Below are 25,993 nucleotides of genomic sequence, written 5' to 3'. Positions count from 1 at the left end.
AGGTCCCCAATGAGCACGCAGATGTGGATTCGGCAAATTCACCGCTGGCTGTCGATGGCATTCACGCTCGCCGTCATCGCCAACATCGTGGCGATGACGATGCAGGTCCAGGCCGTGTGGATCGGCTTGCTGGCGCTGGTGCCGCTGATTCCGCTGCTTGCGACCGGGCTGTATCTGTTCGCGCTGCCTTATCGCGGCCGCAGCAACGCGTGAGCGAGGCCATGATGAAGAAGCCCGTGGCGGCGAAGACGAGCAGCGCGAAGGAAGCAGGCAACGCTTCGCCATCGAAGCTGATCGACGGCCGGATCAGGGAGCTCGGCGACTGGCGCGGCGCGATGCTCGCCCGCGTCCGCGGCCTGATCAGGGAAGCCAATCCTGACGTCGTCGAGGCGTGGAAATGGCGCGGCGTTCCCGTGTGGGAGCACGACGGCATCATCTGCACCGGCGAGACCTACAAGGAGGTGGTGAAGCTGACCTTCGCCAAGGGCGCGGCGCTGGCCGATCCCGCAGGTCTCTTCAATTCCAGCCTCGACGGAAACGTGCGCCGGGCGATCGACATCCGCGAGGGCGAAAAGGTCAACGAGAAGGCGTTGAAGGCGCTGATCCGCGCGGCGGTGGAGCTGAATGCAAGCAAGGCGAAGCCGGGGAAGAAACGGCCGGCGTAGAAATTTCATGGGTTCACGTTGATCGCAATGCCAGCCGCGGACTGGCTCTAACCTCTCCCGCTTGCGGGAGAGGTCGGCGCGTAGCGCCGGGAGAGGGCTCTCTCCTCTGGGGGAGCCCCACTGCGGAGACACCCTCTCCCCAGCCCTCCCCCGCAAGCAGGGGAGGGAGCGCACCGTCTTCGGCGCGCGAGCTTCACTTCAAAAGAGGAGACAGCCTCACGCCACTGCGGCGGGGATCGGGCGCGGGCTGACGACGTATTCGCGCAAAACCTTATCGTTGGCGTCGACCTCGATCAGCGCGACGTCGTAGGTCCAGAGGTCGGCCAGGTGCTGCAGCACGCGCTTGGCGTCGGTCTCGTTGAGCTGCGAGCCCTTGATGACGTGGTGATGCAGGATCAGGCGGCGGTCGCCGGAGAGATCGACGTCGACCACCTCGATATTGGCGTCGATGAAGCCGACATCGTGCTGCCGCGCCAGCTCGCGGCGGACGCGGCGGAAGCCGCGCTCGTCGTGGATGGCATCGACGCGGATGCCGGCACGCTCCTCGGGATCATCGTGCAGGTGGAACATGCGGAAGTGCCGCATCAATTTGGGGCTCAGGAACTGGCCGATGAAGCTTTCGTCGCGGTAATTGGCCCAGACGTCGCGCAGCACACCCATGACGTCGTTCTTGCCGGCGATGTCGGGGAACCACTCGCGGTCCTCGTCTTCCGGATTGGTGACGATGCGCTCGATGTCCTGCATCACCGCAAAGCCGAGCGCGTAGGGGTTGAAGCCGGAGAAGCGCGGGTCGTCGAACTCGGGCTGGAACACCACGTTGGTGTGCGACCCCAGGAATTCCAGGAAGTTGCCGTCGCTGATGCGACCCTGCTCGTGCAGCTTGGTCATGATGCGATAGTGGACGTAGGTCGCCGTCCCCTCGTTCATGACCTTGGTCTGGCTCTGCGGATAGAAATATTGCGCGATGTGGCGGACGATGCGGAGCAGCTCGCGCTGCCAGGGCGCCAGCCGCGGCGCGCTCTTCTCCAGGAAATAGAGCAAATTCTCCTGCGGCAGGCCGAGCAGCTTGCGGCGGCGCTCGATGCTGAGCGTGGACCGGCTCTTGGCGGCGCCCTTCGGCACCGTGCGCCAGAGATCGTTGAAGACCTCCTCCTCGTGCTGGCGCCGGCGCCCTGCCCGCTTCTCCTCGGCGCGCAGGTCGAGCTTCTTCTTGCCGGGATAACGGTCGATGCCGTGCGACATCAGCGCGTGCGCGGCATCGAGCGTGCGCTCGACCTCGATGCGGCCGTAGCGATCCTCGCACTGCATGACGTAGTTCTTGGCGAAGTCGAGATAGTCCAGGATGCCGTCGGCATCGGTCCACTGCTTGAACAGATAATTGTTCTTGAAGAAATGGTTGTGGCCGAAGGCGGCGTGCGCGATCACCAGTGTCTGCATCGTCGCCGTGTTCTCCTCCATCAGATAGGAGATGCAGGGCGAGGAGTTGATGACGATCTCATAGGCGAGCCCCATCAGGCCCTTGCGGTAGGAGGCCTCATGGAACGCGAAGTGCTTGCCGAACGACCAGTGCTTGTAGAACAAGGGCATGCCGACCGACGAATAGGCGTCCAGCATCTGCTCGGCGGTGATGACCTCGATCTGGTTCGGATAGACGTCGAGACCGAGATCCTTCAACGCCACCTCCTCGCAGGCATCGGTGATGCGCTGCAAGGTGCGGAAATCCCAATCGGCGCCTTCGAACAAACGTTCCGTCATGGAGCGGCCTTCTCCTGGGCAGTGTCGCGGCGCTGGAACAGATCGTGGAATACCGGAAAGATCTCGCTGCGCTCCGAGACCTTGCGCATCGAGAGCGGTGCGCCGCTGTTGCGCAGGCGTTCGTAGAGGCTCCAGAGCGAGGAGTCGGAGAGATCGAAGGCGCTGCCGCCGGCCTCGCCGACCTCGAGATAGGCGAAGAACTGGCAGACCGGCAGGATCTTCTCGGTCAAGAGGAGCCCCGTGAGCTCGCCGTCGGAATAGGAATTGTCGCCGTCGGAAGCCTGCGCGGCGTAGATGTTCCAGTCCGACGGGTTGAAGCGCTCGCGCACGATCTCGTGCATCGCCTGCAGCGCGCTGGAGACCAGCGTGCCGCCCGAGGCCGGACCGTAGAAGAAGGTCTGCTCGTCGACCTCCTCGGCACGGTCGGTGTGGCGGATGAAGACGATCTCGACGTGCTTGTAGCGCCGCTTCAGGAACACGTAGAGCAGCATGTAGAAGCGTTTCGCCAGATCCTTCATGTGCTCGGACATCGAGCCGGAGACGTCCATCAGGCAGAACATCACGGCCTGCGCGACGGGCTTGGGCACCGTCTCGAAGCGCCGGTAGCGGATGTCGAGCGGATCGATGAAGGGGATGCGCTTCGACTTTGCTTTCAGCGCATCGAGCCGGGCCACGAGAGCCGCACGCTCCTCCTCGTCCGTGCAGGCTGCGATCGCGGCTTCCAGCTCTTCGATCTCGTCCTTGCGCGGACGCTTCAGCGCGATGCGGCGGGCGAGCGCGAGCTTCACGGTCCGGCTCACCGAGATGTTGGCGGGCGAGCCGGTCATGGTGTAGCCGGCGCGCTGGATGCCTTCGCTCTCGGTCTGCGCGATCTTGCGCTTGGCGAGATCCGGCAGCTCGAGGTCGTCGAGGAACAGATCGACGAACTCGTCGCGGCTCAGCACGAAGCGGAAGGCGTCCTCGCTGTCGCCTTCGCCGGGGCCAGAATCCTTGGCGCTGCCCTGGCCGGAGCGCTGCAGATAGTCGCCTTCGATGAACTTCTTGTTGCCGGGCAGCACCATGTCGCGCGTCCCGCCTTCACGGCGGAAACGCGGCTCGTGCATGCCGTCGAGCGGGATCGTGACCTCACCACCCTCCAGGACGTCCTTGATGTCGCGTTCCTGCGAGGTCTTCTTGACGGCGCCCTGCACCAGGGACTTGGCCCGACGCAAGAACCGCTGGCGGTTCTCAAGACTCTTGCCGCCTGGATTCAGGCGCCTGTCAATAATGTGAATGGGCACTTTACCATTCGCCTCCCATCCGCCTCAACCGGCCTGCTTCACGCGCATGTACCATTCGACGAGCCGGCGAACCTGACGTTCGGTATAGCCGCGCTCCACCATGCGTGCGACGAACTCGCCGTGCTTCTTCTCCGTCTCGCCGTCCTTCTTCGACCCGAAGGAGATGACCGGAAGCAGGTCCTCGACCTGGGAGAATATCCGCTTTTCGATCACATCGCGAATCTTCTCGTAGGAGGTCCAGGTCGGATTCTTGCCGCCGTTCTGGGCCCGCGACCGTAACGAGAATTTGACGACCTCGTTGCGGAAGTCCTTGGGGTTGGCGATGCCCGCCGGCTTCTCGATTTTCGTCAGCTCCTGGTTCAAAAGCTCGCGATCGAGCAGCTGGCCGGTGTCGGGATCCTTGAAGTCCTGGTCCTCGATCCAGGCGTCGGCATAGTCGACGTAGCGATCGAACAGGTTCTGCCCGTAATCCGAGTAGGATTCGAGATAGGCCTTCTGGATCTCGTTGCCGATGAACTCGGCATAACGCGGCGCCAAATCCGCCTTGATGAATTCGAGATAACGCTTCTCGGTCTCCTCGGGCAGCTGCTCGCGGCGGATCGCCTGCTCGAGCGCGTACATCAGATGCACGGCGTCGGCGGCCACCTCCTGCGGATCGTGGTTGAAGGTGGCGGCCAGGATCTTGAAGGCGAAACGGGTCGAGACGCCGTCCATGCCCTCGTCGACACCGGCGGCGTCGCGATATTCCTGGACGCTGCGCGCCTTCGGATCGGATTCCTTCAGGCTCTCGCCGTCGTAGACCCGCATCTTGCCGAACAGGGTGGAGTTCTCATGCTTGCGCAGGCGCGACATCACCGAGAACCGCGCCAGCGTCTCCAGCGTCGACGGCGCGCAAGGAGCCGAGGCGAGCTCGGAGCCCTGGATCAGCTTCTCGTAGATCTTCTGCTCCTCGGTGACCCTGAGGCAGTAGGGCACCTTGATGACGCAGATGCGGTCGATGAAGGCTTCGTTGTTCTTGTTGGCCTTGAAGCTCGCCCACTCGGCTTCGTTCGAGTGCGCCAGGATGATGCCGGTGAACGGGATCGCGCCGATGTTCTCGGTACCGATATAATTGCCTTCCTGGGTTGCGGTCAGCAACGGGTGCAGCATCTTGATCGGCGCCTTGAACATCTCGACGAACTCGAGCACGCCCTGGTTGGCGCGGTTGAGGCCGCCGGAATAGCTGTAGGCGTCGGGATCGTTCTGGGCGTAGGTCTCGAGCTTGCGGATGTCGACCTTGCCGACCAGCGAAGAGATGTCCTGGTTGTTCTCGTCACCGGGCTCGGTCTTGGCGATCGCGATCTGGCGCAGCCGCGACGGCTGGATCTTGGCGACCCGGAACTGCGAAATGTCGCCGCCGAACGCTTCGAGCCGCTTGTAGCACCACGGGCTCATCAGGCCGGTGAGGCGACGGCGCGGAATGCCGTACTTCTCCTCCAGCATCGGACCGAGCTGATCGGGATCGAACAGGCTGAGCGGGCTCTCGAACACCGGCGAGAGCTCGTCGCCGGCCTTGAGCACGTAGATCGGCTGCACTTCCATCAGCGACTTGAGTCGCTCGGCGAGCGAGGACTTGCCGCCGCCGACCGGGCCGAGCAGGTAGAGGATCTGCTTGCGCTCCTCGAGACCTTGCGCCGCGTGGCGGAAGAAACCGACGATGCGCTCGATGGTTTCTTCCATGCCGTAGAAGCCGGCGAAGGCCGGATAGGTGCGGATGGTGCGGTTCAAAAAAATACGGCCAAGGCGTGGGTCCTTGGCCGTGTCAATCGTCTGGGGCTCACCGATCGCCGCTAGGAGTCGTTCGGCCGCGTTCGCGTATTTCATGGGATCGCTTCGACACGATTCCAGATATTCCGCCATCGACATGTCGTGCTGGCTTCTCGCCTCGAACGACCGAGCGAAAGCGTTGAATAGAGAATCGTTGTACATGATCCCTCTCCGCGTGAGTTCCGCTACAAGCTGAAACGAAAGCAGTTACCGGAGCGTTCCTCAGGCCGTTTCGAATCAGCGTGAGCACATGACGATCATTGGACACCCGGGTGCCAACTCGACGCAACGCACAACGTAGGCACTCCATGAGTTACGAACAGGCACATGCCTGTAATTTGTGCGAATCTCTCTCTATTCTGGCTCATTTCCAGAAAATGTCACTCGGTCGCCACATCCGGGCGTTCCCGGATATGATCCCATCCGGCGATGCAGCATAGCGGTCCGGGAGCGGCGATCTTATGACGCTTGTACGGCGAAGCCTTGCGGCCGCCGTTCATCTTCCTGCTGCAATGCGGTGCGCGCGCTGGTGCCAGCGTGGAAGTCGCGACAAGCGCGCAGCAATGTATCAAAATCGGTCGCCAGGCCCTCGGAGCGGATGACGATGCGGCCATCCTGCGCGCGACGGGCCAGGGTCGGGATGGCGGACAGCTGGCGCTGCAGCGCCGGCGAGGGCGTGAGCACGATCGCCTTGTGGCCGCGGCTTTCTTCAGCCGAAATCTCCGCGATCGATTCCCAGAGGAGAAATTCATTGCCGATACGGAGATCGCGGATGCCGTAGGGGGTGACGACCACCACCGCTCCTCGTTCGGCGGGAAGCATCCAGATCAGCCAGGACGTGACCAGGCCAAACACGACGACGCCGGCATAACCGACCATCGTATCGTAGCCGCCGGGCCCGTCCCACCAGTCGAAGGCAAGGCTCGCACTGAGCAGGGTCATGGCAAAGCCCGCCGCGACCAGCAGCCGCAGCTGCGTCACGCAGCGGTTGATTTCGAGATCGCGCGATGCGTCGATGCTGACCGACGCAACCGCTGGCTGGCTGTCGGCGACGGCCGGACCTTTCTTATTGGTCTTATTGGCGTACATGCTCTTCCCCCAGCATGGCCATTCGCGGCCGAGCCACGATGCGACGGCGGATCGAAATCCGCCGGTGGCACTCTACGCAACCACTGGCCGACGAGGCACGACGGCTGACATTACGCAAGGAGACCTCGGCCATGTCCTCTGGCCAACGACTTTTACGCAACATAGCCCTGCCCGCCTGGATCGCCATGATCGCGACGGAGTTACACTGGAGGGTATGACTCCCATACCCTTGATTGGTTCCCTCCCGGGTGCATGTAAGCTAGAGGATAGCGCGTCAGGACCGGCGCGAAAACCCCTCGCCCGCAGGCTTGGAGATAAATAAGCATCATGAATCCCGTCAAAGAACTGGAAAAGCACGGACAAGCGGTCTGGCTCGACTTCCTGGCCCGCGGCTTCATCGCCAAGGGCGACCTGAAGCGGCTGATCGACACCGACGGCGTCAAGGGCGTCACCTCCAATCCATCGATCTTCGAGAAGGCGATCGGCAGCTCGGACGAATACGACGCCCCGATCGGCAAGGCGCTGAAGCGCGGCGACCGCAATGTGGCCGATTTGTTCGAAGCCGTCGCGGTCGAGGACATCCAGAACGCCGCCGACGTGCTGCGCCCGGTCTATGACCGCCTCAAAGGCGGCGACGGTTATGTCAGCCTGGAGGTGTCGCCCTATCTCGCCATGGACACATCAGGCACGATCGCGGAGGCGCGGCGGCTCTGGAAGGACGTTAGTCGCAAGAACCTGATGGTGAAGGTGCCGGCGACACCGGAGGGTCTGCCGGCGATCGAGCAGCTGATCAGCGAGGGCATCAGCATCAACATCACGCTGCTGTTCTCCAAGGCCGTCTATCTCGAGGTGGCCGAGGCCTACATCGCCGGTCTCGAGACCTACGTCGCCGGCGGCGGCGATCCCTCGCACGTGGCCAGTGTCGCCAGCTTCTTCGTCAGCCGGATCGATTCGGTGGTCGACAAGCAGCTGGACGAGAAGATCGCCCGCGCCAACGATCCGTCCGAGAAGGAGCGGCTCGCCGCGCTCAAGGGCAAGGTCGCGATCGCCAACGCCAAGCTGGCCTACCAGGACTACAAGCGCCTGTTCTCAGGTCCCCGCTGGGAGAAGCTCGCCGCCAAGGGCGCCAAGCCGCAGCGCATGCTGTGGGCCTCGACCGGCACCAAGAACAAGGACTACAGCGACGTCCTCTATGTCGAGGAGCTGATCGGGCCCGACACCATCAACACCGTGCCGCCGGCAACGCTGGATGCGTTCCGCGACCACGGCAAGCCGCGCGACAGCCTGGAGGAGAACGTCGAAGACGCGAAGCGCGTGCTGGAGGAGCTGGAGCGCTCCGGCATCTCGCTAGATGCGATCGCCGAGGAGTTGGTCAAGGACGGCGTCAAGCTGTTTGCGGATGCCGCCGACAAGCTCTACGGCGCCGTCGCGCACAAGCGCGCCGTCGTGCTCGGGCCCGCGCTCGACCGCCAGCAGCTTTCGCTGGGCGACGGGCTCGGCAAGGTGCTGGCCAAGACCACCGAGGAGTGGCGGGCGTCGGCCAGGATCCGCAGGCTGTGGCAGCGCGACAAGTCGGTCTGGACCGGTGCGGACGAGGACAAATGGCTGGGCTGGCTCGACAGTCCGCACCAGGCCGACATTGCCGATTACGAGGACTATGCCGGCCGCGTGAAGGGCCAGAAATTCTCCGACGCCGTCGTGCTCGGCATGGGCGGATCCAGCCTCGGCCCCGAGGTGCTGGCCGAGACCTTCGGCAAGAAGCCCGGCTTCCCCAAGCTGCACGTGCTCGATTCCACCGACCCGGCACAGGTGCGGGCGATGGAAGCGAAGATCGACATCGCCAACACCGTCTTCATCGTCTCCAGCAAGTCCGGCGGCACCACCGAGCCGAATGCGATGAAGGACTATTTCCACGAGCAGGTTGCCAAGGCGGTGGGGGCGAAGGTGAAGACCGGCCATCGCTTCATCGCGGTGACCGATCCCGGCTCGTCGCTGGAGAAGGCGGCGAAGCAGCTGAACTACGCCCGCATCTTCCATGGCGAGCCCTCGATCGGCGGACGCTATTCGGTGCTCTCGCCGTTCGGACTGGTGCCGGCGGCAACCGCGGGCATCGACGTCAAGACCTTCGTCAAGCATGCGCTGGCGATGGCCCGCTCCTGCGGCCCGGACGTGCCGCCGTCCGAAAATCCCGGCGTGCAGCTCGGCCTCGCCATGGGTCTCGCCGGGCTCGAAGGCCGCGACAAGGTGACGATCCTGGCGTCGAAGAAGATCGCCGATTTCGGCGCCTGGGCCGAGCAGCTGATCGCGGAATCGACCGGCAAGGAGGGCAAGGGCCTGATCCCGATCGAGGGCGAGCCGCTGGGCGATCCCTCCGTCTACGGCAACGACCGCTTCTTCATCGATATCCGTGTCGAAGGCGAAGCGGATGCCGCACACGATTCCCAGCTTGCCGCGATCGAGGCGGCGGGTCATCCCGTGGTGCGCATCGTCATGAAGTCGATCGAGCATCTCGGCCAGGAATTCTTCCGCTTCGAAATGGCAACCGCCGTGGCCGGCAGCATTCTCGGCATCAACCCGTTCGACCAGCCGGACGTGGAAGCGGCCAAGATCAAGACCCGCGAGCTCACGGCCGCGTTCGAGAAGACCGGCAAGCTGCCGGCAGAAGAGCCGGTGGTCAGCACCAAGGACGCCGATCTCTACACCGACGCGGCCAATGCCACGGCGCTGCGCGCCGCCGGCGCCAATGGCGATCTCAGCTCCTGGCTGAAGGCGCATCTGTCGCGATCCAGCGACGGAGACTACGTCGCCCTGCTCGGCTACATCGCGCGCGACAAGGCCACGATCGACGCGCTCCAGGCGATGCGGCTCGAGGTGCGCGAGAAGCGGCACGTCGCGACCTGCGCCGAGTTCGGCCCGCGCTTCCTGCACTCGACGGGACAGGCCTACAAGGGCGGGCCCGACAGCGGCGTGTTCCTGCAGATCACCGCGGACGATGCCAAGGACCTGCCCGTGCCGGGCCAGAAGGCGAGCTTCGGCGTGATCAAGGCGGCGCAGGCGCGCGGCGATTTCGACGTACTGACGGAACGCGGCCGGCGCGCGTTGCGCGTGCACCTGAAGGGCGGGCTCAAGAAAGGCCTCGCCGCGCTCAATGCGGCGCTCAACGACGCGCTGAACTGAAGGAATAAGGCAGATGCAACTCGGCATGATCGGCCTCGGCCGAATGGGCGGCAACATCGTTCGCCGCCTGATGCGCCACGGGCATTCGACGGTGGTCTACGACAAGGACGCCAAGGCCGTCGCCGGCCTTGCCGCAGACGGCGCGGTCGGCTCGGCGACGCTGGAAGAGTTCGTCGCCAAGCTGGAGCGGCCGCGCACGGCCTGGGTGATGCTGCCGGCTGGACGCATCACCGAGACCACGATCGAGACGATCGCCGGCGTGATGCAGGAAGGCGACGTCATCATCGACGGCGGCAACACCTTTTGGCAGGACGACGTCCGCCGCGGCAAGGCGCTGAAGGCGCGCGGCATCCATTACGTCGATGTCGGCACCTCGGGCGGCGTCTGGGGGCTCGACCGCGGTTACTGCATGATGATCGGCGGCGAGAAGACGGTGGTCGACCGGCTCGATCCGATCTTCGCGGCGCTCGCGCCGGGCGCCGGCGACATTCCGCGCACGCCGGGGCGCGAGGGCCGCGATCCCCGCATCGAGCAGGGCTACATTCACGCCGGCCCCGTCGGCGCCGGGCACTTCGTCAAGATGATCCACAACGGCATCGAATACGGCCTGATGCAGGCCTATGCCGAAGGTTTCGACATCCTCAAGAACGCCAATATCGAGGCCTTGCCGGCGGATCACCGCTACGATTTCGATCTCGCCGACATCGCCGAAGTGTGGCGGCGCGGCAGCGTGATTCCATCCTGGCTGCTCGACCTCACCTCGACCGCGCTCGCCGACAGTCCGCAGCTTGCCGAATATTCCGGCTTCGTGGAGGATTCCGGCGAAGGACGCTGGACCGTGAATGCCGCGATCGACGAGGCCGTGCCGGCCGAAGTCCTGACCGCGGCGCTCTACACGCGTTTCCGCTCCCGCAAGGAGCACACCTTCGCCGAAAAAATTCTCTCCGCGATGCGTGCCGGGTTCGGCGGGCACAAGGAGCCGGGTGCGGCGAAGCCAAAGTGACGAGTAACCAAGCGAAGGCCGACCATTCGTGACAAAAGACCCGCAGCCAAAGCGCAAGCCGGACAATTGCGCCTTCGTCATCTTTGGCGTCACCGGCGATCTCACCCATCGCCTGGTGATGCCGTCGCTCTACAATCTGGCCGCCGAGCATCTGTTGCCGGAAAAGTTCTGCGTCGTCGGCGTCGCCCGCAGGGGCCAGTCCGATGAGGAGCTGCGCGACAGTCTGCTGAAGGGCTTGCGGCAATTTGCGACGCGCCCCGTCGACGACGACATCGCGACGAGGCTGCTGGAATGCGTGACCTTCGTCGAGGCCGATCCGAAGGATCCGCCCTCCTTCGATCGCCTGCACCAGCATCTGGATTCGCTGGAATGCGCGCAAGGCACCGGCGGCAACCGGCTGTTCTATCTGGCGACGCCGCCCGCCGCGTTCGCGCCGACCGCGCGGGAGCTCGGCCGCACCGGCATGATGAAGGAGAACGGCGCCTGGCGGCGGCTCGTGATCGAAAAGCCGTTCGGCACCGACCTCGCCTCGGCCCGCGCGCTGAATGCCGAGCTGCTGAAGATCATGGACGAGCACCAGATCTACCGGATCGACCATTATCTCGGCAAGGAAACGGTGCAGAACATCCTGGTGCTGCGCTTTGCCAACGGCATGTTCGAGCCGATCTGGAATCGCAACCACATCGACCACATCCAGATCACCGTGGAGGAGAAGCTCGGCGTCGGCCACCGCGGCGGCTTCTACGATGCCACCGGCGCGCTGCGCGACATGGTGCCGAACCACCTGTTCCAGCTGATGTCGCTGGTCGCGATGGAGCCGCCCGCCCGCTTCGACGCGCATTCGGTGCGATCCGAGAAGGCCGAGGTGCTCACCGCGGTCCAGAAGCCCAGCAAGGAAGAAGCGCTGAGGAATTCGGTGCGGGCGCAATATCTCGCCGGCCGCATCGGCGACGAGGAGATTCCGGACTATCGCAAGACTGAGGACGTCAAGCCGGACAGCACCACGGAGACCTTCGTCGCGCTCAAGCTGATGATCGACAATTGGCGCTGGGCCGGCGTGCCCTTCTATTTGCGCACCGGCAAGGCGCTCAAGCACAAGCGCACCGAAGTCGCGATCAAGTTCAAGCAGGCGCCGCTGTCGATGTTTTCGAACACGGACGTCGACCGGCTGTCGCAGAACTTCCTCACCATCGGCATCGCGCCGACCGAGACGATCGAGCTCCAGTTCAACGCCAAAGTCCCGGGGCCGAGCATCACCATCGACGGTGTCGAGATGAAGTTCCGCTACGGCGACTATTTCCGCGCCGATCCCTCGACCGGCTACGAGACGCTGATCTACGACTGCATGATCGGCGACAACATCCTGTTCCAGCGCGCGGACGGTGTCGAGGCCGGATGGCAGGCCGTGCAGCCGTTCCTGGACGCCTGGAAGAGCGCGGGCACCAACGGCATTGAAACCTATGAGGCCGGCAGCGACGGCCCTGCCTGCGCCGACGAGTTGCTCCGGCGCGACGGGCGCAGCTGGCGGAAGTACTCGTGATGGCTCTGGCCGAGCAGCCGAAGCTGATCGTCGAGGCCGATGCCGAAGCCCTCGCCCGCGCCGCGGCCGAACGGGTGATGGCGCGGATCGCGGCCAATCCCGGCCGCATCGCGATCTGCCTCACCGGCGGCTCCAGCCCGAAGAAGCTGTATCAGTTGTTCGGCAGCGAGGCCTGGCGCAGCAGGATTCCGTGGGACCGCGTGCACTGGTTCATCGGCGACGAGCGCTTCGTGCCTGAAAGCGATCCCCTCAACAACATGGCGGTCGCGCGCGCGACCTTTCTCGACCGCGATGCGCCCGCCGGCCATATCCACCCGATCCCGACCACGGCTGACAATCCCGATGCCGCCGCGGCGGGCTATGCGCGCGAGCTGCAGGCCTTCTATGGCGCAGACCAGCTCGATCCGGCCCGCCCGCTGTTCGATCTCGTCCTGATGGGCGCGGGGCCGGACGGCCACACCGCCTCGCTGTTTCCCGGTTACCCCGAGATCGAGGAGACCCGACGCTGGGTCGTCGGCGTGCTCAAGGCGAACGTCGCGCCGTTCGTGCCACGGGTCTCGCTCACCCTGCCCGCTTTGGCCTCCTGCCGCGAGATGCTGTTCGAGATTGCCGGGCACGACAAGCAGCCGATCTTGACGCGCCTCGTCAATGGCGAGAATCTGCCGGCCTTACGCGCGCGCTCGAACGGCGAGACCGTCTGGCTGGTCGACAAGACCGCGCTTCCGGAGGACATTCGTGGGCCGCGCTGAAGCACCTTGTGCATTGATCGTGATGGGCGTGTCGGGCTCGGGCAAGAGCACGGTCGCGAAGGCGCTCGGCGAGCGCCTCGGCTGGCGTTTCGAGGACGGCGACAGCTTCCATCCCGCCAGCAATGTCGAGAAGATGCGGGCCGGACATCCCCTCACCGACGAAGACCGCTGGCCCTGGCTGAATGCCATCGCCGACGAGATCGCGCTGGTGTGCGGACGCGGCGGGCACGTCATCATCGCCTGCTCGGCGCTGAAGCACGCCTATCGCGACGTGCTGCTGCGCGGCCGCGACGACGTCCGCTTCGTGTTCCTAAAGGGCACCAAGGAGCTGATCGCCGAACGGCTCGCGCAGCGCAAGGGACATTTCATGCCGCCCGGACTGTTGACCAGCCAGTTCGAGACGCTGGAGCCGCCGGAGGCGAGCGAGCACGTCATCACCGTCTCGATCGACGAGACCGTCGAGGCGATCGTGGACGGCATCGTGCGGCAATTGAAGCTGGGCGGCGCAATACCCAAGGTCCTGCCATGACGCAAATCTCACTCGTGGTCTCCGACGTCGACGGCACGCTGCTGACCAAGGACAAGACGCTGACCGAGCGGGCAAGACGCGCGGTGCAGCGGCTGCACCAGGCCGGCATCGGCTTCACCATCACCTCCAGCCGGCCGGCGATCGGCATGCGCTTTTTGATCGAGCCGCTGGCGCTGTGGCTGCCGGTCGGCCCGTTCAACGGTTCCTCGATCGTCGATCCCGAAATGCGGCCGGTCGAGCAGCACCTGATTCCCGCGCGCGCGGCCGAGCGCGCCTTGCAGATCCTGCGCGACTACGGCGCCGACATCTGGCTGTTCACCACCGACAAATGGCTGATCGACAATCCCAGCGGCAGCTACGTCGCGCACGAGCAGCACACGATCCGCGCCGACCCGACCATCGTGAAGGACTTTTCGCCGTATCTTGCGAGCGCCTGCAAGATCGTCGGCGCCAGCGCCGATGCGGCCGGGCTCGCCGCTTGCGAGAAGGCGATGCAGGAGGCGCTCGGCAGCGAGGCCACCGCGGTGCGCTCGCAGACCTATTATCTCGACGTTACCCCGCCCGGCTTCAACAAGGGCACGTTCGTGCAGGCCATGGCCCAGCGCCTGGGCATCTCGACCGACGCGGTCGCCACCATCGGCGACATGCAGAACGATCTCGCGATGTTCCGCGTCAGCGGCACCTCGATCGCGATGGGCAACGCCGCCGACAACGTCAAGGACGAGGCCACGCATGTCACTGCGAGCAACGAGCAGGACGGCTTTGCCGAGGCGATGGAGATGATCTTGACGCGGAATGGGGTGGGCTGAGCGGAATGGCTTTGGGTTGATCGTGCCACGAGCTCGGTGCAACCTCTCCCGCTTGCTTGCGGGAGAGGTCGCGCCGAAGGCGCGGGTGAGGGCTTTCTCCTCTAGGGGGCTATCCCATTGCGGAGACACCCTCACCTCAACCCTCTCCCGCAAGCGGGAGAGGGGAGCACCGTCCTTGTGGAGGCAAAAGAGCCTGACGGCTCTTGCTACTACTTCGACCGCTGCATCGCCGGCTTCTCGCTCTTCTGTCGTGCTGCCGACAGATTGTGCGCCGTGTTGACCAGCGCAATGTGGGTCAGCGCCTGCGGGAAATTGCCGGTTTGGCGGCGGGCGACGGAATCGTATTCCTCGGCGAGCAGCCCGACGTCATTGGCGACACCGACCACGCGATCGAACAATTCCTGCGCCTTGTCGAGATCACCCGACAGCACGTAGGCATCGGCGAGCCAGAGGCTGCAGGCCAGGAACGCGCCTTCGAGCGGCGGCTGTCCCGGAGGCAGCTCGCGCGGATCGTGCCGCAGCACGAATCCGTCGCGCATCAGGCATCTCTCGACGGCGGCGATGGTGCCGCAGATGCGCGGGTCCGACGCCGGCAGGAAGCCGACGGCCGGCAGCAGCAGCACGCTGGCATCGAGCAGCTTCGTGCCGTAGGATTCCACGAAGGCGCCCACCTCCGCGTCAAAGCCCCGGGTGCAGACGTCGCGGTGGATCGCATCGCGCAAGGTGCGCCAGTGCAGGAGCGGCGCCTTGAAGCCGAAGGTCTCGGCGCTCTTGATGCCGCGGTCGAAGGCGACCCAGGTCATCACCTTGGAGAACACGTAGTGCCTGGGCTGGCCGCGCCGCTCCCAGATGCCGTGATCGGGCTGGTCCCAGACTTCGGCGAGATGATTGAGCACGGCGCATTCCAGCGCCCAACTCTCTTCGTCGAGCTTGAGCTTGGCCATGCGCGACTGGTGGAAGGCGTCGATCAACTCGCCGTAGACGTCGAGCTGGAGCTGGGCATGCGCGGCATTGCCGACCCGCACCGGCTGCGCGCCCTCATAGCCGCCGAGCCAGCCCGCCTCCCATTCCAGAAGCCGCCGCTGGCCCCAGATGCCGTACATGATCTGCATGTTCGAAGGCGAGCCGGCGGCCGCGCGCAGCAGCCAATTGTGCCAGGCCAAGGCTTCCTCGGTGTAGCCCGAGTTCATCAGCGCCAGCAGCGTGAAGGTGGCATCGCGCAGCCAGCAGAAGCGGTAGTCCCAGTTCCTGCTGCCACCCAGCTTTTCCGGCAAGGACGTGGTGGGTGCCGCGACGATGCCGCCGGTCGGAGCGAAGGTCAGCGCCTTCAGGGTGATCAGCGAGCGCAGGATGAGGTCTTGGTAGTCGCCGTCGCGGGTGCAGTGGCCGCACCAATCCCGCCAGAATGTCTCGGTCTCCTGGAGCGCGACCTCGGGATCGATCGGCGCGGGCGGCTCGAGATGCGAGGGGCCGTAGGTCAGCACGAAGGGCACGGTCTGGTCCGCACCGACCTCGAATTCGGCAATCGTCGTCAGATCCTCGCCGCGGGTCTCGACGGGTGTTCGCAGCACCGTCATGTCCTGGCCGCAGATTGCCAGCAGCGAATGATCCATCCGCCGCACCCAGGGAATGTCGGCGCCGAAGCCGAAGCGGATGACGAGCTCCATCCGAATCTTCACGGTGCCCTTGAGGCCGCGCACCAGCCGCACGATGTCGGACGCCTTGCCGCGCGGCGGCATGAAGTCGATCAGCGCAACCGTGCCGCTCTTCGTCTCGAATCGCGTTTCGAGGATGAGGGTGTTATCGTGATAGCGCCGCGAGATGCGGGTCGCGTCCTCGCATGGCGCGATCAGCCAGCGCCCGTTCTTGTGGGTGCCGAGAATGGCGGCGAAGCAGGCGTCGGAATCGAAGGCGGGCCAGCACAGCCAGTCGATCGAGCCGTTGCGCCCGACCAGCGCCGCGGTCTCGCAATCGCCGATCAGCGCATAGTCTTCGATCCTCTGAGACAATGTCGTGCGAGCCTAGCAATGCCCGGCCGTTCAACTCCCGCCGGGCAATGAACGTTCCCGTGTCGCGGCCTTCAAGGCTGCGACATCGATCTTGGACGCGATCTCGTCGAGCGCGACCGGAAGGCGCTGCCGCCAGTTCGGATGCTCGTCGATCGTGCCGGGGATGTTGGGCTGGTCGATCACCCCCAGCAGATCCTCCAGCGACACCGCAAGCAGCCGCGAGGGCGTGCGCGAAAGGAACGCGAGCACGGAATACACATCGTTGGCGTTGATGCCGTTCTGGCCCAGAATCTCGTCGAGCCTGCCGAGCGCATCCCAGCGTGCCTGGTCGTTCTCGCCGGGATCGAGCCCGAGCGAGCGCTTCATCCTGAGATCGCTGAAGGAGCGCCAGCCGGCATAGGTCGAGAGGTCATGCGTGTTCAGCGTCACCAGCGCATTGGGCCGGTAATGGTCGACATTGCGGAAATGTCCGGCATCGTCGCGCTCGAACATCATGACGAGATAGGACCAGATGCCGAAATCCTGCATCATCTCGCGGAAACCTTCCGGCACGGTGCCGAGGTCCTCGCCGATCACGATGCATTTATGGGCCGCGCTCTCGCGCGCCACGGCTGCCAACAGCGCCTCGAACGGCATCTGCACATAGGCGCCGTTGTCGGGCTTGAAGCCGCGCGGCACGAGATATAGCCGTTTCAGGCCGAGCACGTGATCGAGCCTGATGGCGCCGGCATGGCGCATCGAGGCCGCCAGCATGTCGGCGAAGGGGACGAAGGACTGCGCTTCCAGCCCGCCGGCATTGAAGCCGGCGAGGCCCCAATCCTGGCCGATGGTATTGAGCACGTCCGGCGGCGCACCGACCGCGAGATGTCGCGAGATCGCCGTCTGCTCGTTCCAGGCATCGAAGCCGTTGGACTGCACGCCGACGGCAACGTCGAGATAGAGCCCGACGCGCATGCCGAGCTGGCTGGCGAGCTCCTTGGCCGCATGCAGCTGGCTGTCGGCTGTCCATTGCACGAACTCGACGAACTCGACCTCGCGCCTATCCGGACCGTTGCGCAGCTCGGCGAATTTCGCCTCATCCGGCTGCTGCCACTCTTGCGGCCATTCCCACCAGGGTCCGGTGAAGCGATGCCGCAGCACCTCGAAACAGGCAAAACGGGACAACAGCGGCACGCGCTCGGCACGGAAGGCGTCAAACGCCTTGCGACGCGCCCCGCTCGCGCTTCTGACGAAGCTGTCGAAGGCCGCGCGCAGGCCCAGCCATTTCAGCGCCGCCATGTCGGTATAGGGGACGCGATCTCCTTCGCGCAGACGGGCGGCCGCCGCGGCCGCGTCGGGCACGAGGTCGGCCGAGAATTCAGGTATCGCCTCGACGTCGATATAGAGCGGGTTGAGGAACAGCCGACTGTTCGGCGAATAGGGGCTGCAATCGGCCGGGTGGTCGTCGAACAGGACATGCAGCGGATTGAGCCCGACGCCATCGGCCCCGAGCTGCTTGGCGAGCCTGACCAGACCTGCAAGGTCAGTGAAGTCGCCGATGCCCCAATTGCGGCCGGAGCGGACGCTGTAGAGCTGCACGGCGAGCAGCCAGCCGCGATCGAAATCGCCGCCGAAGCAGCGTTCCGGCGCCACGATCATCGGCACGTCTTCGCTGGCACCTTCGGCATCGGTCAGCGTCAGGCGGTGATACCCGAGCGCCAGGCCCGCGGGCCAGGCGATCACGGGCTCGCGCGTCTCGCCTGCCGCGATCACATTGCCGTTGCCGGAAATTTTCCATTGCAGCGGCGGGGCGCCGATCGAGGCCAATTCCGTGCGCGGATGTCCGAGCGCACGCACCACGACCGGCCCGCTAACGAAGCGATAGACCCGCTTCTCCGGCAGGGCGTCGAGGATGGATTTGAGGGCCTCGGGCGCGGTGACCCGCAGCTTGCCGAGGGCATCGATGAATTCGGATTGAACGCCCTTGATCCGGGCTTGAGCTAAAAGATCCATTCGGCACGCAGCTTGCAGGCCATGGTTTGGCCGGGGGCATCGATTTTAACGAGATCGCGGAAGAGGTTAGTCAGGGGTAACTCGCAAACTGCGCTTGCCGTTCCCGAGGGAACCAATGACACACAAGCGGCTTTCTATAATGGTACCAAGCGTGGGTTCCCGACAAGGGAAACGGGCTCCTGCTTTCTTGTCAATGGCATCACCGTGAACAAGACAATTCAAACTGTCGAAAGTGCCGCGGCCGGCAGCGCTTTCCTGATCGAGGACGTTTATCCCGCGATCGACGGCGGCCGCTTCGCCGTGAAGCGGATCGCGGGCGAACGGATCGAGGTCTGGGCCGACATCTACCGCGATGGCGAGGCCGTGATATCAGCCGCGCTGATCTGGCGAGGAGAGCAGGAGCGCGAATGGCGGAGCGAGCCGATGACCCATCACGGCAATGACCGCTGGTCCGGCGCGTTCACGCCCCCTGAGCCCGGCCAATATGTCTACGCGATCGAAGCCTGGACCGACGAGTTCGCCACCTGGTCGCACGCCGTCACGCGGAAACGGCGCACCGGGGCCGATATCAGCCTCGATGCGATCGAGGGCGCCGGCCTTTTGACCAAGGCGCATGGCGCGCAGCAGGACGCCGCAGCGATCATCATCAGGCAGTGCGAGGACTATTTGAGGAACGGCGACATCACCTCGCTGCTCGCGACCGAGCTCGGCGAAGCCATGGCCGAGAGCCAGTCGCGGCCAGACCTGACGCGCTCGCCATTCTTCCCGCTGACCGCGGACCGCGACAAGGCGCGCTTCAGCACCTGGTATCAGATGATGCCGCGCAGCCAGGGCGCATGGCCGGGCCGGCATGGCACGCTGCGCGACTGCATCGCGCGCGTTCCCGACATCGCCGCGATGGGCTTTGACGTGCTCTACTTCACGCCGATCCACCCGATCGGCAAGACCAGCCGCAAGGGCCGCAACAACGCAGCCGTCGCCGGTGAAGGCGATCCCGGCTCGCCCTATGCGATCGGCTCGGCCGAGGGCGGCCACGATGCGCTGCATCCGGAGCTCGGCACGATCGAGGATTTTCGCGCGTTAGTCGCCACCTGTCTCGAGTATGGGCTCGAGCTTGCGCTGGACTTCGCGGTGCAGTGCTCGCCGGATCATCCCTGGCTGACGCAGCATCCGGAATGGTTCAAATGGCGGCCCGACCGCTCGGTGAAGGCGGCGGACGGCCCCTATTCCGACATCGTCATCCCCGATTTCAATTCGGTCGATCGCGTCGGGCTTTGGAACGCGTTTCGCGATGCCATGCTGTTCTGGATCGACAAGGGCGTGACCATCTTCGCCATCGACAATCACGACACCGCGCCGCTTGCGTTCTGGGAGTGGCTGATCCGCGACATAAGCCGCCGTCATCCCGACGTGGTCCTGTTCTCCAAGACCTATGCACGGCCAAAGCTGATGAAGGGCCTCGCCAAGCTCGGCTTCGCGCAGTCCTTCACGTACTTTCCCTGGCGCACAGAGAGGTGGGAGCTGGAGCAATATCTCGGCGAGCTGACGCGCTATCCCGAACGCGATTTCTATCGTCCGCACATGTTCGTCAACACGCCTGACCTGTTGCCCTTTCACCTCCAGAGAGGAGAGGCCTGGGCCTTCAAGTCGCGCGTCGCGCTGGCGGCGACGCTGTCAGGCAATTACGGCATCTACAGCGGATTCGAGCTGCTGGAGCATGACGCCATTCTCGGCCGCGAAGAATATCTGGATTCCGAGAAGTACCAGATCAGGCAGCGCGACTGGGACAAACCCGGCAACATCAAACCCTACATTGCGGCGCTCAACCGCATCCGCAACGACAACGCGGCGCTTCAGCAGACCGCGAATTTGCGCTTTCTCGCCATCGAGGACGGCGAGACGGTGGCCTTCGCCAAGGAAGCGGCCGATCCGGCCAACATCGTCGTCGTCGTGATCGCGCTGGCGCGGCATGTGCGAGAATGCTGGCTGCCGCTCGGCGATCTCACCGTTGACGTCGGCGGACGGCGTCACCATGTGACGACACTCGAAAACCTGCTCACCGGCGAACAATCCCGCATCGAATGGGGCGGCATCAAGTTGCGTATCGATCCCGACCGCGATCCGGCACTTCTGTTCCGCTGCCTGGCGTAAGGGGTCACGCCATGAATGTTCTGTCTTCCGTCGACACCAAGAAGGTTGAGGCTGCCGAGATCGTGGATGAGCTCTGGTACAAGGACGCCATCATCTACCAGCTCCACGTCAAGGCCTTCGCCGACAGCAACAATGACGGCATCGGCGACTTCGCCGGGCTGACCGAGAGGCTGCCCTATCTGCAGGAGCTCGGCGTCACCGCGCTGTGGCTGCTGCCGTTCTATCCCTCGCCCGGCCGCGACGACGGCTACGACATCGCCGATTACGGCTCGGTCAATCCCGATTTCGGGACGATGAAGGATTTCAAGCGCTTCATCCAGGAGGCGCAGAAGCGTGGCCTGCGCGTCATCACCGAGCTCGTCGTCAACCACACCTCGGACCAGCACAAATGGTTCAAGCGCGCGCGGCGCAGCCATCCAGGCTCCAGCGCCCGCAACTGGTATGTCTGGAGCGACACCGACCAGAAGTACCAGGGCACGCGCATCATCTTCACCGACACCGAGAAGTCGAACTGGACCTGGGATCCGGAGGCCGGCGCGTTCTATTGGCACCGCTTCTTCTCGCACCAGCCGGACCTCAATTTCGACAATCCGCGCGTGGTCAGCGCCATCATCCAGGTGATGAAGCGCTGGCTCGATGCCGGTGTCGACGGCTTCCGGCTGGATGCGATTCCCTATCTGTGCGAGCGCGAGGGCACTTCGAACGAGAACCTGCCCGAGACCCATGCGATCATCAAGCGGCTGCGCCAAGAGCTGGACGCGTATTCCAAGGGCAAGCTGCTGCTGGCCGAGGCCAATCAATGGCCGGAGGACGTGCAGGAATATTTCGGCCGTGGCGACGAATGTCACATGGCCTATCACTTCCCGCTGATGCCGCGCATCTACATGGCGATCGCGCAGGAGGACCGCTTCCCGATCACCGACATCCTGCGCCAGACGCCTGATATCCCGGCGAGCTGCCAATGGGCGCTGTTCCTGCGCAACCACGACGAGCTGACGCTGGAGATGGTCACCGACGTCGAGCGCGACTATCTCTGGACCACCTACGCCAACGATCCCCGCGCGCGCATCAATGTCGGCATCCGCCGCCGCCTTGCGCCGCTGATGGACAACGACCGGCGCAAGATCGAACTGATGAACTCGCTGCTGCTGTCGTTCCCGGGCACGCCGATCATCTATTACGGCGACGAGATCGGAATGGGCGACAACATCTATCTCGGCGACCGCAACGGCGTACGCACGCCGATGCAGTGGAGCCCGGACCGCAACGGCGGCTTCTCGCGCTGCGACCCGGCCCGGCTCTACGCGCCGCTGATCATGGATCCGGTCTACGGCTATGAATCCGTGAACGTCGAGGCGCAATCGCGCAGCCTGTCCTCGCTGCTCAGCGCCACCAAGCGGCTGATCTCGGTGCGCAAGTCGACGCTCGCCTTCGGACGCGGCACCATGACCTTCATCCGCCCGGCCAATCGCGCCGTGCTGGCCTATGTCCGGCAATATCGCGACGAGGTGATCCTCTGCGTCGCCAATCTGTCGCGCGCCGCGCAGGCCACCGAGCTCGACCTGTCGCCGTGGAAGGACCGCATTCCGCAGGAAATGCTCGGCCGCACGCGCTTTCCCGCGATCGGCGAATTGCCCTACATGATCACGCTGGGGCCCTACGGCTTCTACTGGTTCCAGCTTCAGGAGCGGGACAAGTCGGAGCCGGTGATTCCGCGCGCAGTGCCGGAATTCGAGACGCTGGTGGTGCCGGTGAATTCGAATTGGGTCTCGCTCGCCCGCGAGCGCGGGGTGTTCGAGCGCGACGTGCTGCCGGGCTTCCTGTCGCGGACGCGCTGGTATCCGGAGCACAATCCCAAGCAGATCAAGGCCACGCTCACCTCGGCGGTGCCGTTCAGCGACATCGGCGACAACAGACCCTGGATCGCGTTCTTCGAGACGACGCGGAACGACGTCACCACGCGCTACGTGATGCCCATGCAGATCGAGTGGGTGCGCTTCGACCGCGAACGCTTCAACCCGAAGGCGCTCGCCGCCGTGCGCCAGGGTGCGCGAGAGGGCACGCTGCTCGACGTCGCGACCGAGCAGATCTTCATCGGCCTGTTCCTGCGGGGCCTGTCGCAAAACCTAGTGGTGGAGGAGAACAATCTGCGGCTGGAGTTCAAGGCGACCAGCCGGTTCGCCGACTACACCATCAAGGAGCCCGAACGCATCCGCGCCATCGAGCAATCGAACAGCACCGCGCTGGTCGACAACAAATACGTCGCCAAGATCTATCGCCGGCTCGAAAGCGGCGTCAGCCCCGAGATCGAGATCGGCCGCTATCTCACCGAGGTCGCTCGCTTCGCCAACACGCCGGCGCTGCTCGGCAGCGTCGAGCTTGTCGACAATAACCAGCGCAGCGCGCTCGGCGTGCTCCACGCCTATGTCGAAAACCAGGGCGACGGCTGGACCGTGACGACGGGGTATCTCGATCGCTATGTCGACGAGCAGCGCCTGGCGCCGGCCGATGAGATGCCGCGCGAAACCCAGGAGCAGGCGCCGTATCTGCACTTCATTGCGCAGATCGGCCGGCGGCTCGCCGAGCTGCACGTCGCGCTCGCCGCGGCAAAGCCCGACGATCTCGCCCCCGTGCCGATCGAGCCGGCCCAGATCAGGACCTGGCTCTCCGACCTCAAGGCGCGTGCCGAGCGGGTTCTCGAGCGGCTGGCCGACAGCCGCGACGGGCTGCGGGAGGCGGACCGGCCCCTGGTCGACCGGCTCGTCGCGGCACGCGGCAGCCTGTTCGACGGGCTGAATGCGCTCTTGCCATCCGACATCGGCGGGTTGAACATCCGTCATCATGGCGACTTCCGGCTCGGGCAAACTCTGATCGTGAAGGACGATATCTTCATCATCGACTTCGACGGCGATCCACGCGTGCCGCTGGCCAACAAGCGCCGCAAGGCGCCGGCCGCCCGCGACGTCGCCGGGCTAATCCATTCCATCAACCTTTCGGTCAACGCGGCGCTGAGCCGTGCGCGCACGGGCGCTTCCGACGAGCAGGACCGGCTCGCGGCCGCCCTCGACGAATGGCGCGAGCGCGCCGCCGCGATCTTCCTGTCCGCCTACCGCGAGGCCATGACGGACCGGAGGCTGTGGCCGGACGATGGGTCCTCCGCGAAAGGCCTGTTGAGATTCTTTCTGCTAGATCGAGCGTTCCACGACGTAGAGTACGAGCTGTCCCACCGGCCTGAGGGGCTCCATGCGCCGCTGACCGGACTGCTTCGCATTCTGTCCAGTGCCGAGAGCGAAGCCCATGCCTAAACTGCCCGCCGAAGCCTACGCGATCATCGAGGGCCGCCACTCCGACCCCTTCCACTATCTCGGGCTGCATCCCGAGGGCGGCAAAAGCGTGGTCCGCGCATTTCTGCCCGAGGCCACCAATGTCGAGGCGGTCGGCGACCATGGCGAGGTCGCGCCGCTCGACCGCGTCCACGATTCCGGCCTGTTCATCGGCGCCCTGCCCAACGGCTCGAAGCACTACCAGCTGCGCGCCAAGTTCGGCAGCAACGTCGTCGAGTTCGAGGATGCCTACCGCTTTCCGCCGATCCTGACCGATTTCGACCTCTACCTTCTCGGCGAAGGCACCCATCAGCGCCTCTACGACAAGCTCGGCGCGCACCCCTTGCGGCTCGAGGGGGTCGACGGCATCGGCTTCGTCGTGCTGGCGCCGAATGCGCGGCGCGTCTCCGTGGTCGGCGACTTCAACTTCTGGGACGGGCGGCGCCATCCGATGCGGGTGCGCGGCAACGGCTATTGGGAATTGTTCATCCCGCATGCGAAGGCAGGCGATCACTACAAGTTCGAGATCGTCGGACCGCATGGTCATCTGCTGCCGCTGAAATCCGATCCGATGGCATTCGCCAGCGAGCTGCGGCCGAAGACGGCGTCGATCGTGTTCGACGAGGCGCATCTGCCGCGGCCGCGCCCGGCGCCCGAAGGCATCAATGCATTGTCGGCGCCGATGTCGATCTACGAGGTCCATCTCGGCTCGTGGCGGCGCAAAGGCAACAATGAATGGCTGACCTATCGCGAGCTGGCCGAGCAGCTGCCGGCCTATGCCCGCGACATGGGCTTCACCCATCTCGAATTCCTGCCCGTGAGCGAGCATCCGTTCGACGGCTCGTGGGGCTATCAGCCGACCGGCCTCTATGCGCCGACCAGCCGTTTCGGCAGCCCCGAGGATTTTGCGGCGCTGATCGATGCCTGCCACCGCGAAGGCATCGGCGTGCTGCTCGACTGGGTGCCGGGTCACTTCCCGGACGACCCGCACGGGCTCGGCCATTTCGACGGCACCGCGCTCTACGAGCACGCCAACCCGCTGCAGGGCCGCCACCTCGACTGGGGCACGCTGATCTACAATTACGGCCGCACCGAAGTGACGAACTTCCTGGTGTCGAACGCGCTGTTCTGGATGGAGCGTTATGCCATCGACGGCCTGCGCGTCGATGCGGTCGCGTCCATGCTCTATCTCGACTACAGCCGGCCGCCCGGCGCGTGGATTCCAAACCAGTATGGCGGGCGGGAGAACATCGAGGCGATCAACTTCCTGCGCCGCTTCAACACGGAGATGTTCGCCCGCTTCCCGCAGGCGACCACGGCCGCGGAGGAATCCACCGCCTGGCCCCAAGTCTCGCGCCCGGTCGAGTTCGGCGGGCTCGGCTTCGGCTACAAGTGGAACATGGGCTGGATGCACGACACGCTGAACTACATCAGCAAGGATCCGATCCACCGCAAGCATCATCACGGCGAGATCCTGTTCGGCCTGCACTATGCGTTCTCGGAAAACTTCATCCTGCCGCTGTCGCATGACGAGGTCGTGCACGGCAAGCGCTCGATCCTCGGCCGCATGCCCGGCGACGAGTGGCAGCGCTTCGCCAATTTGCGCGCCTATTACAGCTTCATGTTCGGCCATCCCGGCAAGAAGCTCTTGTTCATGGGCGCGGAGATCGCGCAGAGCCGCGAATGGAATCACGACCAGTCGCTCGACTGGCACCTGCTCGACTACAAGGTCCATTCCGGCGTCCAGGCCCTGATCCGCGACCTCAACCGGCTCTATCGCGCGGTGCCGGCGCTGCACCAGATGGATTGCGAGGAGGCCGGCTTCGAATGGCTGATCACCGATGATGCCAACCGCAACGTTTTCGCCTGGCTGCGCAAGGGGCTCGACGAGAACGCGCGGTGTATCGTCATCGTCAACTTCTCGCCCAACGTCTACCAGAATTATCGCGTTCCCGTGCCCTTCGGCGGCAAGTGGAAGGAAGTGCTCAACTCCGATTCCGCCCATTACGGCGGCAGCAATGTCGGCAATATCGGCGAAGTCCATGCCGAGGGCGGCGCGCTCCGCCTCACCATTCCGCCGCTCGCTGCGATCTTCCTCGTTCCGGAAAGCTGATCG

The 25,993-nt window shown here is 64.7% G+C and carries 17 protein-coding genes; 11 read left to right on the top strand and 6 right to left on the bottom strand.

Translation table 11 applies throughout. From position 1 onward, the window contains the following. Nucleotides 1-9 precede the first annotated feature (9 nt). Both XI05_RS05955 and XI05_RS05950 read left to right on the top strand, forming a co-directional pair. Nucleotides 10-213 (top strand): hypothetical protein, encoded by a 204-nt coding sequence (locus XI05_RS05955; RefSeq protein ID WP_271499675.1) that lies wholly within the window; start codon nt 10-12, stop codon nt 211-213. A gap of 11 nt (nt 214-224) precedes the next feature. Then, nucleotides 225-665, top strand: a complete 441-nt coding sequence (locus XI05_RS05950) for a DUF1801 domain-containing protein (protein ID WP_271500593.1) — start codon at nt 225-227, stop codon at nt 663-665. Between the two features lie 216 nt (nt 666-881). Here XI05_RS05950 and XI05_RS05945 read toward each other — a convergent pair whose 3' ends face one another. From XI05_RS05945 to XI05_RS05930, 4 genes are all read right to left on the bottom strand, one after another. Then, nucleotides 882-2,420 carry a SpoVR family protein gene (locus XI05_RS05945; protein WP_271499673.1) on the bottom strand — a complete coding sequence of 513 codons (1,539 nt, stop codon included), beginning with the start codon at nt 2,418-2,420 and terminating at the stop codon, nt 882-884. Further along, the gene (locus XI05_RS05940) at nt 2,417-3,694 is read right to left on the bottom strand and encodes a YeaH/YhbH family protein (RefSeq protein ID WP_271500590.1); all 1,278 of its coding nucleotides are present in this window, start codon (nt 3,692-3,694) and stop codon (nt 2,417-2,419) included. Before XI05_RS05940 ends, XI05_RS05945 begins: the two co-directional genes overlap by 4 nt. A 30-nt stretch (nt 3,695-3,724) precedes the next feature. Continuing rightward, nucleotides 3,725-5,668 carry a PrkA family serine protein kinase gene (locus XI05_RS05935; protein WP_025034398.1) on the bottom strand — a complete coding sequence of 648 codons (1,944 nt, stop codon included), beginning with the start codon at nt 5,666-5,668 and terminating at the stop codon, nt 3,725-3,727. 297 nt (nt 5,669-5,965) lie between these two features. Beyond that, nucleotides 5,966-6,595, bottom strand: a complete 630-nt coding sequence (locus XI05_RS05930; protein ID WP_271499670.1) for an STM3941 family protein — start codon at nt 6,593-6,595, stop codon at nt 5,966-5,968. A 327-nt stretch (nt 6,596-6,922) separates the two neighbouring features. Between XI05_RS05930 and XI05_RS05925 the strand changes: the two genes are divergently transcribed. From XI05_RS05925 to XI05_RS05900, 6 genes are read left to right on the top strand one after another with little or no spacing between them, the layout of a single operon-like run. Further along, on the top strand, nt 6,923-9,772 hold the full coding sequence (locus XI05_RS05925) for a bifunctional transaldolase/phosoglucose isomerase (RefSeq protein WP_271499667.1): 2,850 nt from the start codon (nt 6,923-6,925) through the stop codon (nt 9,770-9,772). 13 nt (nt 9,773-9,785) lie between these two features. Then, on the top strand, nt 9,786-10,775 hold the full coding sequence (gnd, locus tag XI05_RS05920) for a phosphogluconate dehydrogenase (NAD(+)-dependent, decarboxylating) (RefSeq protein WP_271499663.1): 990 nt from the start codon (nt 9,786-9,788) through the stop codon (nt 10,773-10,775). A 28-nt stretch (nt 10,776-10,803) separates the two neighbouring features. After that, complete coding sequence (gene zwf, locus XI05_RS05915) at nt 10,804-12,315, top strand: glucose-6-phosphate dehydrogenase (RefSeq protein ID WP_271499660.1); 1,512 nt, start codon at nt 10,804-10,806, stop codon at nt 12,313-12,315. Continuing rightward, complete coding sequence (gene pgl, locus XI05_RS05910; RefSeq protein ID WP_271500586.1) at nt 12,315-13,064, top strand: 6-phosphogluconolactonase; 750 nt, start codon at nt 12,315-12,317, stop codon at nt 13,062-13,064. The genes zwf and pgl overlap by 1 nt, the downstream gene beginning before the upstream one ends. Further along, nucleotides 13,051-13,593 (top strand): gluconokinase, encoded by a 543-nt coding sequence (locus XI05_RS05905; protein WP_271499657.1) that lies wholly within the window; start codon nt 13,051-13,053, stop codon nt 13,591-13,593. Before pgl ends, XI05_RS05905 begins: the two co-directional genes overlap by 14 nt. Then, complete coding sequence (locus XI05_RS05900; RefSeq protein WP_271499654.1) at nt 13,590-14,402, top strand: HAD family hydrolase; 813 nt, start codon at nt 13,590-13,592, stop codon at nt 14,400-14,402. Before XI05_RS05905 ends, XI05_RS05900 begins: the two co-directional genes overlap by 4 nt. Nucleotides 14,403-14,611: 209 nt before the next feature. Here XI05_RS05900 and XI05_RS05895 read toward each other — a convergent pair whose 3' ends face one another. Together XI05_RS05895 and malQ are read right to left on the bottom strand one after the other, a co-directional pair. Next, nucleotides 14,612-16,411, bottom strand: a complete 1,800-nt coding sequence (locus tag XI05_RS05895) for a glycoside hydrolase family 15 protein (protein WP_271499651.1) — start codon at nt 16,409-16,411, stop codon at nt 14,612-14,614. Nucleotides 16,412-16,441: 30 nt separating this feature from the next. Then, on the bottom strand, nt 16,442-18,403 hold the full coding sequence (gene malQ, locus XI05_RS05890; RefSeq protein ID WP_271499648.1) for a 4-alpha-glucanotransferase: 1,962 nt from the start codon (nt 18,401-18,403) through the stop codon (nt 16,442-16,444). 204 nt (nt 18,404-18,607) lie between these two features. Here malQ and XI05_RS05885 point away from each other — a divergent pair, with 204 nt between their 5' ends. From XI05_RS05885 to glgB, 3 genes are read left to right on the top strand one after another with little or no spacing between them, the layout of a single operon-like run. After that, entirely contained in the window at nt 18,608-20,554 is a 1,947-nt protein-coding gene (locus tag XI05_RS05885) for a maltotransferase domain-containing protein (RefSeq protein WP_271499644.1), read from the top strand. A gap of 11 nt (nt 20,555-20,565) precedes the next feature. Continuing rightward, complete coding sequence (gene treS / locus XI05_RS05880) at nt 20,566-23,859, top strand: maltose alpha-D-glucosyltransferase (RefSeq protein WP_271499642.1); 3,294 nt, start codon at nt 20,566-20,568, stop codon at nt 23,857-23,859. Continuing rightward, entirely contained in the window at nt 23,852-25,990 is a 2,139-nt protein-coding gene (gene glgB / locus XI05_RS05875; RefSeq protein WP_271499638.1) for a 1,4-alpha-glucan branching protein GlgB, read from the top strand. Before treS ends, glgB begins: the two co-directional genes overlap by 8 nt. Nucleotides 25,991-25,993 lie beyond the last annotated feature (3 nt).

Origin of the sequence: Bradyrhizobium sp. CCBAU 11357 (genome assembly GCF_028128865.1) — a bacterium.
Lineage (GTDB): Bacteria > Pseudomonadota > Alphaproteobacteria > Rhizobiales > Xanthobacteraceae > Bradyrhizobium.
Note: the sequence above shows the minus strand (reverse complement) of the source record. Positions and strands in the feature narration are given on the sequence as shown.

Coding starts and splice junctions, on each gene's coding strand:
- XI05_RS05955 (WP_271499675.1), top strand. CDS start 10: ATGAGCACGCAGATGTGGATTCGGCAAATTCACCGCTGGCTGTCGATG.
- XI05_RS05950 (WP_271500593.1), top strand. CDS start 225: ATGAAGAAGCCCGTGGCGGCGAAGACGAGCAGCGCGAAGGAAGCAGGC.
- XI05_RS05945 (WP_271499673.1), bottom strand. CDS start 2,420: ATGACGGAACGTTTGTTCGAAGGCGCCGATTGGGATTTCCGCACCTTG.
- XI05_RS05935 (WP_025034398.1), bottom strand. CDS start 5,668: ATGTACAACGATTCTCTATTCAACGCTTTCGCTCGGTCGTTCGAGGCG.
- XI05_RS05930 (WP_271499670.1), bottom strand. CDS start 6,595: ATGTACGCCAATAAGACCAATAAGAAAGGTCCGGCCGTCGCCGACAGC.
- XI05_RS05925 (WP_271499667.1), top strand. CDS start 6,923: ATGAATCCCGTCAAAGAACTGGAAAAGCACGGACAAGCGGTCTGGCTC.
- gnd (WP_271499663.1), top strand. CDS start 9,786: ATGCAACTCGGCATGATCGGCCTCGGCCGAATGGGCGGCAACATCGTT.
- pgl (WP_271500586.1), top strand. CDS start 12,315: ATGGCTCTGGCCGAGCAGCCGAAGCTGATCGTCGAGGCCGATGCCGAA.
- XI05_RS05900 (WP_271499654.1), top strand. CDS start 13,590: ATGACGCAAATCTCACTCGTGGTCTCCGACGTCGACGGCACGCTGCTG.
- malQ (WP_271499648.1), bottom strand. CDS start 18,403: ATGGATCTTTTAGCTCAAGCCCGGATCAAGGGCGTTCAATCCGAATTC.
- treS (WP_271499642.1), top strand. CDS start 20,566: ATGAATGTTCTGTCTTCCGTCGACACCAAGAAGGTTGAGGCTGCCGAG.
- glgB (WP_271499638.1), top strand. CDS start 23,852: ATGCCTAAACTGCCCGCCGAAGCCTACGCGATCATCGAGGGCCGCCAC.